Below are 15,421 nucleotides of genomic sequence, written 5' to 3'. Positions count from 1 at the left end.
GGCCTCGCTTACAGGATGCCGGTGGCTTCGGTGAGCAGCCAGATGCCGATCACAAGCAGCACGGCGCCGATAGCGACCGTGAGGCCGAACTGGCCCCACGTCTTGCGGCCGGTGTGGATCTCCGCGTAGGTCCCGTAGGCGTGGTAGCAGACGCCGATGAACATCGACGCCACCACCAGCAGGGCCACGAGCATGATGATGTCGTAGCCGTAGTTGCGGATCGTCTCCATGATGCCGTTGCCGGTGCCGCGCGTGGGGTTCTCCAATTGCGGCAGACCTTGCGCGAACGACAGCGCCGGCAGCGCGGCGGCGCCCAGGGCCACGGCGGCGCGCTGGGCAAAACGGGAAGTGAGGTTGCGGTTGTGCATGGTCGGGCCTTTCAGGTCAGGACAGAAGGAAGAAACTCAGGACGAGGTACATCGCGACGAAGCGGATGCAGACGCCGAGGAACTGGCGCTGGTTGAGGCGGCTCTCGGACCACCCCACGTAGGCCGTTCGGATGGCCCAGACGCCCCACACGAGCAGGACCGCGAACACGACGCCGACCAGAACGGTCGCCATCGCGGAAGGCGCGATACCGCTGTTGGCTTGAAATGCCGAGACCTGGGCGCCGTTCATTGCTTGCCCTCCGCAGTCGTCGCCGGCAGCGGCTCGGTCGCCCGTTCGGTGCGGTATTCGCCGGCCAGTTCGGAGGGGGCGCGCGGTTGAGCGCGCGATGGCGTCAGGTGAAATTGGATGCCGGCGCGCACGCGCGCCAAGTCAGCCTGGAGCCGCGGGTAATCGAAGTGGTAGCGCTCGCCCGGTGTGATGGGGGTATGCGCGGCGCTGTCCGCGACGGTGCGTTCCAGCGCGTCGAGCTGGCGCAGCGCGGCGACCAACTCCTGGCGCTGCGCCGGGGACTCGGCCAAGGCCATCGGGGACCGGCCCAGCACGAGGGCCGTCACGAGAAAAGTGGGCACGCCGCGATGCGCGGCGCGCAGCCAGATCGAAGCCAACATCGCGCCATTCCTGTGTGATCAGCAATGGGTTGATCGTGGAGATCAGGGCTGTTTCAGGCCGCAAACAATAGGAACCCGGAAGCGACCGGATTGATGGCCTAGAGGTACTTTTTGAAGCTGCCCGCGGTCAGGCTCACGGCCAGTCCCAGCAAGGCTGCGCTGGGCAGCAGGATCAGCAGCGGATGCACCGAGATCGGCAGCGCGAGGTAGGTGATCCAGGGCAGCACGGCCAGCGGCATCAGGCTCGCTTTCGCGCGGTGGTAGATGAAGCCGGATTCCCGGCCCGCGCCGAACCGCCGCACGTCCCGCCGCACCAGGCCGTCGATCAGGCCGACGAATGCCGCAGTGAGGATCAGCGGCAGCGTGAGCACCAGGACCAGCAGGCGCACGAGGAACGTGAGCGTCGTGAAGGCCGCGGCGATCAGGTAGCTCTCGGCCCAGACATAGGCCTGGCTGATGTAATAGCGGAAGTTGCGCGTCGGCTCGCGGCTGGGCGCACGGGCGCGCTCGGCGGTCTGGCTCATGCGCTCCAGCAACCCCGAGCGCACGAACACCCACCCGTACCCGGTATCCACCAGCTCGTGCGCCGTGCGCCCGGGCTCCTGCACCACCACGCTGCGCGTGAAGTGGTTCGACAGGTGCCCGAGTTCGTACTGCAGCATCTGCTGGGAGTGGCGCCAGCCCTGGTCCTTCCAGAACAGGTGCATGCCGACGCACTCCACCACGATCGAGAACAGCAGCGAACCGATCAGCACCCCGAGCAGCCTGAACGGCAAGGTGATGGTGCCGACGATCAGCCCCTGGCGCTGGTTCTGCTCCCGCTGCGCGGTCGAGGCGGCATCCTTCATGGTGCGGCCTCGCCGGTGCTGTCGTCGGCGCCGGTGGCCACCGCGTCAGGCTCGGCCGGAGCGGCGTCATCCAGCAGGTCGTCGGGCAAGGCAGCCTCCTGCAAGGCTGGGGAACTGGTGAACTCCCACCATTGCGTGGCCTCGCTGTAGCTCTGACGCATGTACCCAGCCAGTTGCTGCAAGTCCGCCGGCATCACTTCATCGGGGTCAGGCGCTGGCAGTGGCATCCGGACCTTCCAGAGCTGACCACCCTGCAGCAGCGCGAAGCATTGGCCTTTGGGCAGGCCGACGACGTGGGATGGCTCGATCATCGGCACGCTCGACATGCTGATGCGGTCTTGCGTGTTGCTGGTGAAGTCCGTCGTCCCGCGGATGTCCGAGGCATCGGTCGCGCCGGAGACGATGGTGGTGGTATAGACCTCCACCTTGGGCAATTGACGGGTCAACAATTCCGCGGTGGCGGTTTCCCGAACCCGCAGCATGAACAGGTTGTTGAAGTTGCCGATCACCTGGCCGGCCTTCGCGCGGTTGCCGATGCGGGCCTCGATGTCCGAGAGCGTCTGCGTATACGCGGTCACCTGCAGCCCGGCACCGCCGCCCTTGTTGATAAGGGGGATGAACTCGTCGCCCATCAGTTCGTTGAACTCGTCGGCATGGACGTTGATGGGAATGCGCGTGCCAGCCGAGGCACCCGGCAGGCCGTCGTCGATCCCGTGCTTGTAGATGTGCCCGGCTACCGACACCAGGTCGGAGAACATGGAGTTGCCGACCGCCGCGGCGACTTCAGCATCCGACAGCGCATCCAGGCCGACATAGACCACGGCGCGCTTCCTGATGACTTGCATCCAGTCGAAGATCGGGCGCGCGTCAGACAGGTCGGAGTAATTCGGCGCCAGGAGTTGGGCGATCTTGCCGCTGGTGAGCTTTTCCAGCAGCGGCAGCAGCGATGCAACGATCTTGTCGAAGTAGGTCTTGTCGTAGCGCACCGCCGAGCGCAGGCCATCGAGCACAGGGTCGTAGTTGCGCGCCTGGGAGAGGTATTGCTCCAGCGCCACCACACGCTTCTCGCGCCCGATCATGTTCCTTGGGATGTTCTTCTCGTTGAGCTTGGCCTCGATCTGGACGATCACCTCCCAGGTCTTGGGCTCGGTCTTGGCGAAGTAGTGTTGGGCGTACTCCATGAACAGCGCGTCGATGTTGATTACGTGCCGCTGGATCAGCATGTAGTCCGGGCGCTGCCCCAGTTCCACCAATGCGCGCGCAATGATGTTGACGAAGCGCCATGCGAACTCGCGGAACGCTGCACTGTTGCCCTCGCCGGAGAGTTGCCCGGCAATGCGCGTGGCGACTTCACTGATGCGTCCGAAGCGCCCCACCGCGTTGTAGCGTGCAGAGAACTCGGGCCAGCCGAGGTGAAAGACGTAGAACTCGCCCTCGCGACCCGCTCGCTTGGCTTCGACGTACATGCGTTTCAAGAGATCCGCGTCGCCCTTGGGGTCGATGACGATCACGACCTCATGCTCACCGTCTGCATTCGTGCGACGGATGTCCTGGGTGACGAACAACTCGGCCAGCCGCGTCTTCCCCACGCGCGTGGTGCCCAGCACCAGCGAATGGCCGACGCGCTCACCCAGTGGCAGGCTGACGTCGACCTCGTCGGGTTCGATGCCGTGCAATCGCGGCAGGCCGCCTACCGGTGGCAGTGGCCGCACGGGGTTGAATGACACATCCCAGCCCGTGAGCCGTACGAGGCGAGACAGTGGAAACGGTGCGAACTCCAGCCGCTCCTCCAGGCGTCGCGCCAGCCGGTATGCCGGTGTTGGCTCGACGTAGCGGCGAAATTCCGGCCGGTACGTCTGCATCAGCCTGTGGGTGTGCTTCTGTTCCCACAGGAAACCGCGCCCCACGAACAGGCGCTGCTGGCTGACCGGCACGTCCCTGCTCGTCATCACGTAGCGCGGCAGGCGCCGGATGTTGCGGCGGTAGCGCAGGATCACCCGCGCATCGCGGTAGCGGATCGCGCCATAGGCGCCGAACGCCAGTGCGGCACCGATGCCCATGGCTGGGCTCAGCGCGAGCGACCACGGGGCCACCAGGGACAGAAACGCGGCGCCCGCACATGCCGCGACGGTGTATAGCTCCACCGCTGGGCGCAACAGGACTTCGACGGGCTGTTTCCCCGACATGGCCTCATTGCTCGATGCCGGTCGCCGTGATCAGCGCCGGGTAGTGCCGCAGGCCCAGGCGTTCGGCCAGATCATCGCCGGCCACGGGGGCCATCGGCACGCCAGGCGCCAGTGCGCGCAACCGCGCCAAAGCCTGCGCGGTCTCGACATTGACCACCAGGCCGACCGCGCCGCGGTCGTGCAGCGACGCCGCGTGACGGCGCAGCCAGGCTTGCGAGGTCTCATCGTCGCCGATGACCACGAAAGGCCGCAGGCCCGGTGCCTCGATCACGCGCCGCGCGACGAAGCCGGGCATCAGCTTCGCGCTGCGTACCGGCAGCATCGCTGCCTCGTCAGCGGGGGTGGCGGGAATCTGCGGCGTCGGAATGGGAGGCCGCAACGCGCTGTTGGCGCGTGGCTGCAGGTTAAGCGCTTCGTAGTACGGCAGCGCCGACGCGCCGCCGCGGTCCTCGACCACGATCAGCGGTTCGGCGGCATGCGCGACCAACGGCAGCGCCGCCAGCAGCGCGAGCAGGCCCCGCAGGGTCCAGAGCGGTTTCGTCATGGGGTCGACTCCTGACGCACGGCTCGCGCCGTGGCGATTGAGTGCGTGCCCTGCACGCGGGCGAGGTGTCGGGATACGCTGCGTCGATAGCGGGCGGCAGGCTCACCGCCCGCGGGCCGGTGGTAGCGGCCCATGGCCAGCAGCCAGTCTTCACCGGGGGTGTACTGCTCCTTGAGGATCTCGGCGGCGCTGGCGAGATTGCGGTACGGGTCCAACAAGTCGCAGGCATGGGTGTAGCGGTGCGGGTGGTAGCCCAGGTTGATCTGGCCCAGGCCCGCGTCGATGCGCGTGGGTGGCGTAGATCGCATCGCCTGCTGCAAACCGGCGCAGGCATCGGCACGGGTGGCGAAGCGCCGCGACTGGCCGGCGACATTCAGGGTCCACGGCCATGGGACGATGCGTCCATTGCGTCGCATGCCGCTCTCCTGCAAGGCCACGGCGTAGAGCACCGTCGAGGGAATGCCCGCGCGCTGTGCGGCAAGCTGGTAGGCCGGTGGCGGAACCTCCTGGGCATGGGCGGCGCAGGCGAACAGGCCCGCAGTGAGCGCCAGTGCGCGCAGCAGCGCCGTTACGGCTGGCGTTGCCATTGGCCGTTCACTTCGCGCACAACCGCAGGCAAATCGCCGGGCAGGCTCAGCGACAGCCAGCGGCCGCCGTCGTGGTTGAGCGTGATGCCGCCGCTGCGCACCCGGGCCGGGTCGATCTGGGCGCGCTTGGCCCAGTCGCGGATGCGCGCATCGTCCTGGCGGCTGCCGACCATGTAAAGGTCGAACTCGGCACCCGAGGATTGCAGGCGTTGGACGAGTTGCCCGCAAGCCGCGCAGCCGTCCTTGATGAACACTGCCGTGCGACCGCTGCCCCGCGCAGCGGCGGCGCCTGGCCTCTCGTCAGACAGGTTCACCCGCTGCATGCCGGGGTTCAGGCGCTGCCAGGCCTCGTCGTAGGCGCGCTGGTACGCGAGCAGCTTCTCCACGCGGCGCGCTTCGACTTGCACCTGCAGCTCTGCGTAGCGCCGCCGTTCTTCGTCGGTGCGCGCCTCGATGCCCAGGGCGGACAGCGGGTCCAGATTTGGCGAGTAGATGCCCAGCGGCCCATCCATCAAGTCGCGATAGCGCGCCCATTCCTGCGGTTGCAGGCCCCATTCGCCTGCCACCCGGTCGTCCAGGATGCGGGCGGCCAGCGGGCGCTCCTGGCTCTGCGCATTGCGGGCGGGGGTCGTGGCGGGCTGCTGCGCCCAGGCGGGCAACTGCATGGAGCCCAGCAGGAACGCGTACAGGATGATCGACGGCTTCATGTGGTGGGCTCCGGTCAAGGAATCGCCACGCGACGGGTCTGGTCGCCGGCCTGGAACACCGCGGCATTGCCCTCGATCGCCTGCAGGCGCCACGGACCCAGCGCATCACCCGGCAGCAGCACCTGGAGCTGATCGGGCGTGAAATCTCCGGCACTCGGGGCGACGGACACGCTGCGCTGACCCGCGCGCAGCTCAGCGCCGACGACACGAAATGGCAGCGGCGGCGGTTCGGACTTGGCGGTGGCCGGTTGGCTCGGGGTGCGCCGCTGGGTAGGCGCCGCTGCACGCGCAGTCGCTTGGCGCACCTTGATCTGCTCGACTTCGGTACGCAGCGCCTGAACGTCCTCGGCGGTGGCATAGCCACCCAGCGCCTGTTCGGCTTGAACGATGCGCGCCTCCATTGCCTGCCGAGCGTCTTGCAGGCCTGCGGCGGTGGCGGCTGCGGGCTGCTGCTGCAAGGCCCGCGTGGTCTCGGCCAGCCCGGTCACCTGGGCTTCGAGGCGCTGCAACCGGACATCGAGCTGCTGCTGGTCGGCCTGATCGGTCATCGTCTGGTGGCCCAGGATCGCGAAGACACTGAGACCCAGCAGCCAAAGCCAGAGCAGGCTTTGCAACACCACGGCGGCGGTCGGGCGCCGGAGCGGCTGTGCCGCGTTCATGGCTGGCCTCCCGCAAAGGGGAACGTCTGCACGGCCTCGGCAGCAGGCGGCTCGGACACCGGCTCGGCACCGGTGTCGCGACCAGGCCGCTCGAAGCAGACCTGCCGCGTCCGGTCATCGGCGTGCAGTTCCCAAGCCGGACCGGCCAGGGTGAGCAGTGCATCGCGCAAGGTCATGGGGCCGAGATGCAAGTGCGCCGCCGGCAGCGGCAGCGCGTACAGCTCGATCACCGCATGCGGGGTCTCGCAAAGCTGGTAGCCGCTGCGTTTGAGCACATGCCGCAGCCCGTCGCCGACCGTGGCGCGGACCTCCTCGGGCATGGACACGTCGATGGTCTGCACCAGCAGATCGCGCTGCGCCGCCATCGGCGCCAGCTCCACCAGGGTGTAGCGGCCATAGCGCACGACGGGAATGAACTCGGGCGGTGCAGCCTCGGGCGCGGGTGGGACGTCCTCGACGGTGCTGGCGGCCAGCGGCGGTGGCGTGGTCGCGCAGCCGCTGGCCAAGGCTGCGGCCAGGAGGCTGGTACCGACCAGACACCGGGATACATGGATTGCAGGCATGGCATCGGCTCTTCTGTTGCGATGCCGATACCTTGGCTGCGCGCGGCTGCGCGGTCAGTCAGAAATGCGAACTGGGGGGTGCCCGCTTTTGCAGTCCAACACATAGCGCAACCCGCAAATCCAACTGTGGTTTGCACATTAATTCTATAAATGTTGTATTATCGAATCATGAAAGAGGATCAAGCCATTTCCGCCTTAAACGCCCTGGCTCACACCCAGCGCCTGCGCGTGTTCCGCGCCTTGGTCGTTGCTGGCCCGGGCGGACTGACGCCGAGCACGCTAGCTGACCAGCTCGACGTGGCCCGCAACACCTTGTCCTTCCACTTGAAGGAACTGGCCCATGCTGGCCTCGTCAGCATCGAGCAGCAGGGCCGCAACCTGATTTATCGCGCCGAGTACGGCCGCATGGACGGTCTGATCGGTTACCTGACCGAGCATTGCTGCCAAGGTGGCGTATGCGAGGTTTCTCCATCCAAGACCTGCTGCTGACCATGACCGATACCACTTACAACGCCTTGTTCATCTGTACGGGCAATTCGGCCCGCTCCATCCTCGCCGAAGGCATCCTCAACGACATGGGCCAAGGGCGGTTTCACGCCTGGTCGGCAGGTAGCCATCCGAAAGGCGAAGTTCACCCGCTGGCACTCGCCACGCTGGAGCGGCTGCACCTTCCGACAACGGGCTACCGCAGCAAGAGCTGGGACGAGTTCGTGAAGCCCGATGCGCCGGTGTTCGATTTCATCTTCACCGTCTGCGACAACGCAGCCGGCGAGGCGTGTCCGCTGTGGCCGGGCAAGCCGGTGTCGGCGCATTGGGGCGTGCCTGACCCGGCAGCCGTGGAAGGCACCCTGGAACGACAAAGCAAGGCGTTCTTCGATACCGCCATGACGCTGCGCCGACGTATCGAGTTGTTCCTGTCGCTTCCGATCAAGAGTCTCGATGCCATGTCGTTGCAGCGTGAACTGCGCGACATCGGCCGCCAGTGAGGCCCGCCCGATGAGCGCAACCGATACTGCCGGCCCCGCGCCAGCAAACTCCGCCATGAGCGGCTTTGAGCGTTACCTGACGCTATGGGTGGCGGTGTGCATCATCGCGGGGATCGCTCTGGGCCAGTTCGCGCCCGCCGCATTCCAGGCCATCGGCCGCATGGAGATTGCCAAGGTCAACCTGCCGGTCGGCCTGCTGATCTGGGTAATGATCATCCCCATGCTGCTGAAGGTGGACTTCGCCGCGCTTGGCCAGGTGCGCCAGCATTGGCGGGGCATGGGGGTCACGCTGTTCATCAATTGGGCCGTCAAGCCGTTCTCAATGGCGTTGCTGGCGTGGATCTTCATCCGCCACGTCTTTGCCGACTGGCTGCCCGCCGATCAGCTCGACAGCTATATCGCCGGCCTGATCCTGCTGGCTGCTGCACCGTGTACCGCAATGGTTTTCGTTTGGAGTCGGCTGACTGGCGGTGATCCGGTATTTACGCTGTCGCAAGTGGCCTTGAACGACACCATCATGGTGTTCGCCTTCGCACCCATCGTCGGCCTGCTGCTGGGCCTGTCGTCGATCACGGTGCCGTGGGACACCTTGCTGGTGTCGGTGGGTTTGTACATCGTCATTCCGGTCATCCTGGCCCAGCTCTGGCGCCGGGCGCTGCTGCGCAAGGGGCAGGCCGTGTTCGACAGGGCACTGGAACGCATCGGCCCATTGTCCATCGCCGCGCTGTTGCTGACGCTGGTGCTGCTGTTCGCCTTCCAGGGCGAGGCCATCATCCGGCAGCCGCTGGTGATCGCCATGCTGGCGGTGCCGATCCTGATCCAGGTGTTCTTCAATTCCGGTCTGGCGTACTGGCTCAACCGCCAGGTGGGCGAAAAGCACTGCGTCGCTGGGCCATCCGCGTTGATTGGTGCCAGCAACTTCTTCGAGCTGGCCGTGGCCGCCGCCATCAGCCTGTTCGGCTTCCATTCCGGCGCAGCACTCGCAACAGTGGTCGGCGTGCTCATCGAGGTGCCGGTCATGCTGCTGGTGGTGCGCGTGGTCAATCGCTCACGCGGCTGGTACGAACGCCGCGCGACCACTTCGTAACCTCCAAGAGGCATCCATGAGCACCATCACGATCTACCACAACCCAGCCTGCGGCACCTCGCGCAACGTGCTGGGCCTGATCCGCAACAGCGGCGAGGAACCGACCATCATCGAGTACCTGAAAACGCCGCCCGACCGCGACACGCTCCAGGCGCTGATCGCGGCGATGGGCGTGCCGGTGCGAGACGTGCTGCGCGAGAAAGGCACGCCCTATGCCGACCTCGACCTGGGCAACCCGAAGTGGAGCGACGACGACCTGATCGGCTTCATGCTCCAGCATCCCATCCTCATCAACCGGCCTATCGTGGTCACGCCGCTAGGCACGCGCCTGTGCCGGCCTTCGGAAGCCGTGCTCGACCTGCTGCCGCAGCCGCAGCGCGGCGCGTTCAACAAGGAAGACGGCGAGCCGGTGGTCGATCAGGACGGCCGCCGTGTCTGAATCTCGTCTCGACCTGCCGAACATCGACACGGCGCTGTTCCAGCAACCGGACACCGAACATCTGTTCGCGCCGGCACGGGCCACGCACGCGCCGCGCTTCCTGCTGCTCTATGGTTCGCTGCGCGAACGCTCGTTCAGCCGCCTCGCAGCCGAAGAAGCCGCACGCATCTTGCGGGCGCTGGGCGGCGAGACCCGATTGTTCAATCCGTCCGGGCTGCCTCTGGTGGACGATGCGCCGGCCGATCACCCGAAGGTCAAGGAACTGCACGAACTGGTGCAATGGGCCGAGGGCATGGTGTGGAGTTCGCCGGAGCGCCACGGCGCGATGACCGGCCTGATGAAGACCCAAATCGACTGGATTCCGCTGTCGGTCGGCGCGGTGCGCCCGACCCAGGGCAAGACGCTGGCGGTGATGCAGGTATCGGGCGGCTCGCAGTCGTTCAACGCCGTCAACCAGATGCGCGTGCTGGGCCGCTGGATGCGGATGCTGACCATCCCGAACCAGTCCTCGGTCGCCAAGGCGTACCAGGAGTTCGACGAGGCCGGACGCATGAAGCCCTCGGCCTACTACGACCGCGTGGTGGACGTGATGGAAGAACTGATGAAGTTCACGCTGCTCACGCGCGACGTGGCGCCGTATCTGGTGGATCGTTACAGCGAGCGCAAGGAAAGCGCTGAATCACTGTCCAGGCGTGTACGGCAAGGTGCAATTTGACGCTGCGAGGCGCTGAAAAAAGAGCCGACGACCTCTCGGTCGTCGGCATTGCGTGAAGTTCAGGCGGCGACCAGTTGCCGGGCCAGTGCGACCTCGACGGAATCACCATCCTGGTTCAGGACATCCAGCCCCGATTCGGGCACGTCGCCCGAGGTGGACTGCGAGACCATGATCTTCTTGGCCATCAGTTCCAGGCAGGTCATCTGCGAAGAACCGGCGTAGCCGAGGTAGATCACGCGCACCGGCAACTTCTGCCCGATGCGCCAGGAGCGGCGTGCCGCCTGCTGGAGCGAGTACACGTTGTAGCCCGACTGCATGAACACGATCGTCGGAAACTCCAGCAAGTCCAATCCCGTCTTGACCAGCTCGGGATTGGTGATGAGCACGTCGATGCCACGATCCAGTTGCTCAGCGATCCAGTCTTCGCGGCGGCTGGCATCCACGCTTGCGCGCAGCACCGCCACCTTGAAGCCTTCTTGCTCCAGCAGCACCTTCAGGCGCGACGTGGTGTCCCGCGTGCCGGTATAGACCGTGTAGGCCAGAACCTTGCGGCCCTGCGCCTTCTCCGCTTTGCAGATGTCGATCAGCTCACGCTCCTTGGGGCTGATCTCGAACTCGTTGAACTGAGCCGGGACAAACGCCAAGGTGTTGCGCGTGCGCGGATGCACCACGGTCTCCGACCGGAAGCAGCAATCCGGCCAGGCCAGCAGCACGTTGAGGACCACACCCAGCAAGGTCGTATCGCGTCGCGCCAGAGCCTGTTTCAGCTCCGCGGTCAGCCGACCCGCCAGATCGCGGTAGGCCGCGGCTTGCGCCGTGTCCATCGCGACTTCACGGAACTCCTCGTCATACGGCGGCAGGACGTTGCCACCGATGTCCTTGAGCTTGAGAAAGATCGTGAACGGCAGGATGCAGCGCAGCACGCCCTTGGGGCCAAACCCCGGGGCCTTGACCGTGCGCACCGATACCTTGGTGCCCTTGGCCGTCTTGTGCGCCGTGCCGGTGCTCTCGGAGTAGATGTCCTTCAACACCCCGTGATCGCGCATGAACGCCATCGCAGCCGAGGTCATGCTGCCGCTCGTGGTCGGGCGGTAGCCGTCTTCGATCATCCGCCCCGGAAGGGCTCGGAACAGCAGGTGGAACAGGTCGTCCCCGTAGCCGCCCATCAACGTGCCGGTCAGCAGCAAGGTCTTGCGAGCCTTCGCCGCCAGCACGCCCATGGCCTGGCCCTGGGCACTGCCCCCGTTCTTGTACTCATGTGCCTCATCGGCGATGAGCAGGTCGAACGTGCCTTGCGGCAGGTAGCGTTTGATGAACTCGGACGGCTGATAGCCGCCCTCGCCAAAGCCGAACTCCATGTTGGCCATCGCACGTTCCATGCGCGTGGCCTGACGGTCGGAAAACACCAGCTCGCCGTTGCCATCCATGAGGTTGATGAACTCATGGATGTTGTCGCCGAGCATCGACGCCAGGAACCCGTCACCGAACTTTTGCATCAGCTTCTGCGCGGTGACCTCTCCGATGGTCGGTATGCGCTTTAAGGCTTTGAGCACGGCCGAGGACTGGTCGCTGCCGGACAGACTGCGCGGGCGGATCAGTGTCCACAGGGGCGCGGCGCAGTGGCCGCACTTCCTGCGGCACTCCTCGGCTTGGAGCGCGATCGGGTTGACCGGCTCGCCGTCGAGGTCGGTGATGACCGTGCCGCAGTCCGGGCAGGCCGCCACGTCGCCGTGGCGGGTGCGCCGCGTGGTGAAGACAGGCTTCCAGTGAAAGCCCATCCGCATCCTGACGCGCCCCAGGACGAAGAACTCCTGGCCCGTGGGCTGCACGCCCAACTGCTCGCGCAGCTTGATGAGCTTGACGAGCGTATCCGGCCCGTTGAGTACCCACACCTTGGCACCGGCCACCGTCTCCTGGATCTCGCGCCGCCACTTGTAAACCAGGTGGGGCGGCGACAGCACCAGAGTGCGGCGATAGCCTTCGGCGTTGAGCACGGCGGCCGTGGCAATGCCGACGGTCGTCTTGCCGCAGCCCATCTCGCCATTGACGATCGCAGCACGTTCGCCACGGTCGATCAGCAGCTCGGCGGCGGCGTGGACGACTTCGGCCTGGGCTGGGAACAGCTTGCGCTTGAGGCTGGCGACCACCAGTTGCCGGTGCGCCTGCGGTTGGCCGGTATAGACCGGCGGATTAGCGCTGTTGAGGGCGTCGAGTAGTTCGTCGCCGAACTCGCCGACAAAATCCTGAAGGCTCAGGGTCAGAGGGGAAGATTCCGCGTCGAGCAGTTCGCCCTGTACGGGCGCGGATTCAGCGGCAGTGGTTTCGAGATCGAGGGACATGGTGATGCTCCAAAGAAAAATGGGGCATGCACCACCCCCAGCGGGGCAATGGCATGCCCCGTGGTGGGAAGAGAATCGACGCGTGGCTGAGGGTGGTTGAAGGTGCTGGCCTGGGCGGCCCGCAGGTGAACCGTGCTCAGTCTTCGGACGGAAGCACGATGACGGTTGCGCAGCGCTGCGAATCGGTGACGATGCGAATGGCGAGCCCCGGATGGATCACGTAGTGCGATTCCAGCGACGCGCCCGATTGAAGCGCGCTGCTGTTCGTCTGCCATTGCTGGATGTTGACGTCGCCCCAGTCGCCACGGGTGTGGCGCCTGAAGTACGGGATCGGGTCCAGGCGACCCGCGCGGACCAGGCGGTCTACACCTCTGCTGAAGATGAGCGCCCCGATGGGGAACGCCAGCCGCTGGCAGTAGGTTTCGATGCGATGCGATGCCATGGGCTCCTCCTTGATGAGTCATTGAGCCACGACACCCCTGCCGGAGTGAAGTGGCTCCGTCAGGTGGATGAGGATGACGATGTGGGGCCTCAGATCAGGTCCCGCTCTTCGGGAAGCTGGACCACCGTGGTCTGGTGGTCCTCGCTGGTCTTGACGATCAGCGCCAGGTCCGGCGTGATCCTGAACTGCGAGATCATTAGGTTGTCCTGTTGGATCGCCACGTCGTTGGCTTGGCGTGTGGCCTCATCGATCTCGCCCCAGTCCCCGCGCACATGGCGCTGGACATAGGCCAAGGGGTCGATCAGGCCTCGCCGGGCCAGCCAATGCACCTTCTCGCTCAACTTCAACGTACTCGGTGCGAACAACGGTTGCTTGTGCGGCGCAGGCCGCTTGAACGGATTGGGGATCATGGTGTTTCTCCTTCGAGTTGGTACAGCAGGACGGCAGCGCGTCCGGTGGATCAGCGAATGGTCAACACCTCGCCCCGTGTCGCGGAGCCAGGTGTCATGTCCCACGCGCGGATGACGGGAACGAACTTGTCGGTGAGGATGCGGGTCTCGGCGATGGAGCCGTCTTCGCGTTCGGTGAACTCCCGCTGGAGCGTCTTGTCCTTGTGGGTGTCACCTTTGACGACGAGCACGCGCCCGGTCTTGGAGCGCACAACCCCCGAGATCGCACCCGCGGCCAGAGCCAGGGCGAGATGCCAGCGGGACAAGGCCCGCGCCGGTGGACGCAGCGATTGCTGCGCAGCCCCCAGGTGCGTGTCCTGCGATGGCCACAAGCCTTGCAGCCTGCCAACCTCATCGGCGAACTGCTCGGGCTCCATCGTCACGCGGAAGAAATGCTCTGGCTCGGCCGGGCTGGCGGGGACGATGTACGGCAGGAACGGCCACTCGCTCGGCAGTTCCTCGGCTTCGACTTCGCCTTGCCCTACCTGCAACAGCAGATTGCGCACGGCCTTGACGCCATCGGGCACCTGCTCGCGCTGGCGCACCCGGCGTCCGAAGATCACCACCTGCTTGAACTGCGTCTCCACCGCTCGGTAGATGCGCAGGTCCGTGTAGTGGCGCGTCAGCCAGCCGACCAACTCCGCGTCGAGCACGTAGCCGGGGACGATGAAAACCAGCACGCCGCCGTATTGCAGCAGCGAGAGCGTGCGCTGGTAGAACAGCTTTTCAAGGCGGGCACGGCCCTGGCCCTGATAGCCGATGTTGCCGTTGACGTCCTTGGACAGGTCCCCATACGGCGGGTTGAGCCAGAGCAGCCCGAAGGACTGCTTGGAGACCATCGTGTCCATCAGGTCCGCGTGCAGGCAGTGATCGACCAGGCCGCGGGCATGGCGCGCCCGCTCCGCGTCGAACTCGACGGCGAACGCCTTTGCCTGCTCGCGCCCGAGGGCATGGGCGGCTTCGGCGATCGCCACGCCTTCGCCGGCGCAGGGATCGAGGATGCACATCGGCCCGTCGCTGGGCATCAGTGCGTTGAGCGCTCTTTCGAGCGTGGGTTCGTCGGTCGGGAAATATCCGTTCTTGACGAAATTGCGGGCGAGCCGCGGGAACATGAGGGCCATGGAAGTCTCCTGGTTGGCGGGGATGAAACACGGAAGTACGCCAAGGCGTGCCTCCGAGGGTGGGTCAAGCCGCTACCGCTTCCGGCGTCCAAATCTTGGCCGGATACGGATAGGCGGTGAGCGCGTCGCTGCGGATCAGGGAGCCGAGCGCCAGGGTCAGCGCCGGCACGTCGATGGCGAGCCGATGGCCTTCCAGCGGCCCGAGGGCGAACGGAAGGCGGGCCAGCATCTCGCGGGTTTGCAGCAGTTCCAGCACGGTCTCGCGCCAGTGATCGAGCAGCGGCAACGGGCAGGTGTCCCGCACCAGCATCCACAGGCGGTCAAGCCTGTGGGCGCTGTCGCGTGGCAGCAGTGCCAATGCGCTGGCGTTGGCCTTGTCGGGCTTGACGCAGCGCCGGTCGAACAGCCACACGTTGGACAGCGAGCCGAACAGCGTCCGCCGGTACGCGCGCGTGATGCGCTTTTCCAGGCGATCGACGTTGCCGATGAATACCGGGACGCTGCCGCCCTGGTCGGTGATGACGTGGAACTGGTCCAGTCCCTGCTCGTCGCGCCCGAGGGTCAGGCGAGCGAGGAACTGCTGGACGGCGGTGTCCCGCGCCCAGATGGACAGGAAGATCAGGTTGCCCTGGTCATCGCCGACGCAGGCGTCGGCCATCACGTCCGGGCATTCGTCGATGCGGTACAGCGTGGAAGAAGTGTTTGCGGGCATGGTGGTGTCCTCGGATGAACGGGAACAGCACCGCCCGCT

20 protein-coding genes are annotated in these 15,421 nt (G+C 65.9%); 5 read left to right on the top strand and 15 right to left on the bottom strand.

Annotation, left to right across the window (positions count from 1 at the left end; genetic code table 11):
- Nucleotides 1–8: 8 nt before the first annotated feature.
- The 10 genes from BKE09_RS03410 to BKE09_RS03365 all read right to left on the bottom strand — a co-directional run bounded on the left by BKE09_RS03410 (nt 9) and on the right by BKE09_RS03365 (nt 7,092).
- Nucleotides 9–368: a TIGR03745 family integrating conjugative element membrane protein gene (locus BKE09_RS03410; protein ID WP_003090173.1), complete on the bottom strand. Its 360-nt coding sequence runs from the start codon at nt 366–368 to the stop codon at nt 9–11.
- Between the two features lie 16 nt (nt 369–384).
- Nucleotides 385–618 carry a TIGR03758 family integrating conjugative element protein gene (locus BKE09_RS03405; RefSeq protein ID WP_003050225.1) on the bottom strand — a complete coding sequence of 78 codons (234 nt, stop codon included), beginning with the start codon at nt 616–618 and terminating at the stop codon, nt 385–387.
- The gene (locus tag BKE09_RS03400) at nt 615–998 is read right to left on the bottom strand and encodes an RAQPRD family integrative conjugative element protein (protein ID WP_013391806.1); all 384 of its coding nucleotides are present in this window, start codon (nt 996–998) and stop codon (nt 615–617) included. Before BKE09_RS03400 ends, BKE09_RS03405 begins: the two co-directional genes overlap by 4 nt.
- 98 nt (nt 999–1,096) lie before the next feature.
- A complete protein-coding gene (locus BKE09_RS03395; RefSeq protein WP_013391805.1) occupies nt 1,097–1,846 on the bottom strand; it encodes a TIGR03747 family integrating conjugative element membrane protein in 750 nt (249 codons plus the stop codon).
- A complete protein-coding gene (gene traD, locus BKE09_RS03390) occupies nt 1,843–4,032 on the bottom strand; it encodes a type IV conjugative transfer system coupling protein TraD (RefSeq protein WP_075674838.1) in 2,190 nt (729 codons plus the stop codon). Before traD ends, BKE09_RS03395 begins: the two co-directional genes overlap by 4 nt.
- A 4-nt stretch (nt 4,033–4,036) precedes the next feature.
- The gene (locus tag BKE09_RS03385) at nt 4,037–4,576 is read right to left on the bottom strand and encodes an integrating conjugative element protein (protein ID WP_013391803.1); all 540 of its coding nucleotides are present in this window, start codon (nt 4,574–4,576) and stop codon (nt 4,037–4,039) included.
- Nucleotides 4,573–5,163, bottom strand: a complete 591-nt coding sequence (locus tag BKE09_RS03380) for a transglycosylase SLT domain-containing protein (protein ID WP_013391802.1) — start codon at nt 5,161–5,163, stop codon at nt 4,573–4,575. The genes BKE09_RS03385 and BKE09_RS03380 overlap by 4 nt, the downstream gene beginning before the upstream one ends.
- Nucleotides 5,145–5,870, bottom strand: a complete 726-nt coding sequence (locus BKE09_RS03375; RefSeq protein WP_013391801.1) for a TIGR03759 family integrating conjugative element protein — start codon at nt 5,868–5,870, stop codon at nt 5,145–5,147. Before BKE09_RS03375 ends, BKE09_RS03380 begins: the two co-directional genes overlap by 19 nt.
- 14 nt (nt 5,871–5,884) lie before the next feature.
- A complete protein-coding gene (locus BKE09_RS03370; RefSeq protein ID WP_013391800.1) occupies nt 5,885–6,529 on the bottom strand; it encodes a hypothetical protein in 645 nt (214 codons plus the stop codon).
- The gene (locus BKE09_RS03365; protein ID WP_013391799.1) at nt 6,526–7,092 is read right to left on the bottom strand and encodes a PilL N-terminal domain-containing protein; all 567 of its coding nucleotides are present in this window, start codon (nt 7,090–7,092) and stop codon (nt 6,526–6,528) included. Before BKE09_RS03365 ends, BKE09_RS03370 begins: the two co-directional genes overlap by 4 nt.
- A gap of 168 nt (nt 7,093–7,260) precedes the next feature.
- On the opposite strand from BKE09_RS03365, the gene BKE09_RS03360 reads away from it, so the two are divergent.
- From BKE09_RS03360 to arsH, 5 genes are read left to right on the top strand one after another with little or no spacing between them, the layout of a single operon-like run.
- Nucleotides 7,261–7,581 carry a metalloregulator ArsR/SmtB family transcription factor gene (locus tag BKE09_RS03360; RefSeq protein WP_016445103.1) on the top strand — a complete coding sequence of 107 codons (321 nt, stop codon included), beginning with the start codon at nt 7,261–7,263 and terminating at the stop codon, nt 7,579–7,581.
- Between the two features lie 2 nt (nt 7,582–7,583).
- Nucleotides 7,584–8,078 carry an arsenate reductase ArsC gene (locus tag BKE09_RS03355; protein ID WP_013391797.1) on the top strand — a complete coding sequence of 165 codons (495 nt, stop codon included), beginning with the start codon at nt 7,584–7,586 and terminating at the stop codon, nt 8,076–8,078.
- Between the two features lie 10 nt (nt 8,079–8,088).
- A complete protein-coding gene (arsB, locus tag BKE09_RS03350) occupies nt 8,089–9,165 on the top strand; it encodes an ACR3 family arsenite efflux transporter (RefSeq protein ID WP_013391796.1) in 1,077 nt (358 codons plus the stop codon).
- 16 nt (nt 9,166–9,181) lie between these two features.
- A complete protein-coding gene (arsC, locus tag BKE09_RS03345) occupies nt 9,182–9,604 on the top strand; it encodes an arsenate reductase (glutaredoxin) (protein ID WP_013391795.1) in 423 nt (140 codons plus the stop codon).
- A complete protein-coding gene (gene arsH / locus BKE09_RS03340; protein WP_013391794.1) occupies nt 9,597–10,319 on the top strand; it encodes an arsenical resistance protein ArsH in 723 nt (240 codons plus the stop codon). Before arsC ends, arsH begins: the two co-directional genes overlap by 8 nt.
- A 59-nt stretch (nt 10,320–10,378) precedes the next feature.
- Here arsH and BKE09_RS03335 read toward each other — a convergent pair whose 3' ends face one another.
- The 5 genes from BKE09_RS03335 to BKE09_RS03315 all read right to left on the bottom strand — a co-directional run bounded on the left by BKE09_RS03335 (nt 10,379) and on the right by BKE09_RS03315 (nt 15,382).
- The gene (locus tag BKE09_RS03335) at nt 10,379–12,658 is read right to left on the bottom strand and encodes a helicase-related protein (protein ID WP_013391793.1); all 2,280 of its coding nucleotides are present in this window, start codon (nt 12,656–12,658) and stop codon (nt 10,379–10,381) included.
- Nucleotides 12,659–12,794: 136 nt separating this feature from the next.
- Nucleotides 12,795–13,100, bottom strand: a complete 306-nt coding sequence (locus tag BKE09_RS03330) for a hypothetical protein (protein WP_003116817.1) — start codon at nt 13,098–13,100, stop codon at nt 12,795–12,797.
- An 89-nt stretch (nt 13,101–13,189) separates the two neighbouring features.
- Nucleotides 13,190–13,510, bottom strand: a complete 321-nt coding sequence (locus BKE09_RS03325) for a hypothetical protein (protein ID WP_003116818.1) — start codon at nt 13,508–13,510, stop codon at nt 13,190–13,192.
- Between the two features lie 50 nt (nt 13,511–13,560).
- Nucleotides 13,561–14,694, bottom strand: a complete 1,134-nt coding sequence (locus BKE09_RS03320) for a DUF6094 domain-containing protein (protein ID WP_223224654.1) — start codon at nt 14,692–14,694, stop codon at nt 13,561–13,563.
- 40 nt (nt 14,695–14,734) lie between these two features.
- Entirely contained in the window at nt 14,735–15,382 is a 648-nt protein-coding gene (locus BKE09_RS03315; RefSeq protein ID WP_003116820.1) for a hypothetical protein, read from the bottom strand.
- Nucleotides 15,383–15,421: the final 39 nt, after the last annotated feature.

The organism is Stenotrophomonas sp. TD3 (genome assembly GCF_001939825.1).
GTDB lineage: Bacteria > Pseudomonadota > Gammaproteobacteria > Xanthomonadales > Xanthomonadaceae > Stenotrophomonas.
Note: the sequence above shows the minus strand (reverse complement) of the source record. Positions and strands in the feature narration are given on the sequence as shown.

Excerpts from the sequence above, each read along its gene's own strand:
- BKE09_RS03400 (WP_013391806.1), bottom strand. The coding sequence starts at position 998 with ATGTTGGCTTCGATCTGGCTGCGCGCCGCGCATCGCGGCGTGCCCACT.
- BKE09_RS03365 (WP_013391799.1), bottom strand. The coding sequence starts at position 7,092 with ATGCCTGCAATCCATGTATCCCGGTGTCTGGTCGGTACCAGCCTCCTG.
- arsC (WP_013391795.1), top strand. The coding sequence starts at position 9,182 with ATGAGCACCATCACGATCTACCACAACCCAGCCTGCGGCACCTCGCGC.
- BKE09_RS03315 (WP_003116820.1), bottom strand. The coding sequence starts at position 15,382 with ATGCCCGCAAACACTTCTTCCACGCTGTACCGCATCGACGAATGCCCG.
- traD (WP_075674838.1), bottom strand. The coding sequence starts at position 4,032 with ATGTCGGGGAAACAGCCCGTCGAAGTCCTGTTGCGCCCAGCGGTGGAG.
- BKE09_RS03370 (WP_013391800.1), bottom strand. The coding sequence starts at position 6,529 with ATGAACGCGGCACAGCCGCTCCGGCGCCCGACCGCCGCCGTGGTGTTG.
- BKE09_RS03385 (WP_013391803.1), bottom strand. The coding sequence starts at position 4,576 with ATGACGAAACCGCTCTGGACCCTGCGGGGCCTGCTCGCGCTGCTGGCG.
- BKE09_RS03410 (WP_003090173.1), bottom strand. The coding sequence starts at position 368 with ATGCACAACCGCAACCTCACTTCCCGTTTTGCCCAGCGCGCCGCCGTG.
- arsB (WP_013391796.1), top strand. The coding sequence starts at position 8,089 with ATGAGCGCAACCGATACTGCCGGCCCCGCGCCAGCAAACTCCGCCATG.
- BKE09_RS03325 (WP_003116818.1), bottom strand. The coding sequence starts at position 13,510 with ATGATCCCCAATCCGTTCAAGCGGCCTGCGCCGCACAAGCAACCGTTG.
- BKE09_RS03360 (WP_016445103.1), top strand. The coding sequence starts at position 7,261 with ATGAAAGAGGATCAAGCCATTTCCGCCTTAAACGCCCTGGCTCACACC.
- BKE09_RS03395 (WP_013391805.1), bottom strand. The coding sequence starts at position 1,846 with ATGAAGGATGCCGCCTCGACCGCGCAGCGGGAGCAGAACCAGCGCCAG.
- BKE09_RS03380 (WP_013391802.1), bottom strand. The coding sequence starts at position 5,163 with ATGGCAACGCCAGCCGTAACGGCGCTGCTGCGCGCACTGGCGCTCACT.
- BKE09_RS03355 (WP_013391797.1), top strand. The coding sequence starts at position 7,584 with ATGACCGATACCACTTACAACGCCTTGTTCATCTGTACGGGCAATTCG.
- BKE09_RS03405 (WP_003050225.1), bottom strand. The coding sequence starts at position 618 with ATGAACGGCGCCCAGGTCTCGGCATTTCAAGCCAACAGCGGTATCGCG.
- BKE09_RS03330 (WP_003116817.1), bottom strand. The coding sequence starts at position 13,100 with ATGGCATCGCATCGCATCGAAACCTACTGCCAGCGGCTGGCGTTCCCC.
- BKE09_RS03375 (WP_013391801.1), bottom strand. The coding sequence starts at position 5,870 with ATGAAGCCGTCGATCATCCTGTACGCGTTCCTGCTGGGCTCCATGCAG.
- BKE09_RS03335 (WP_013391793.1), bottom strand. The coding sequence starts at position 12,658 with ATGTCCCTCGATCTCGAAACCACTGCCGCTGAATCCGCGCCCGTACAG.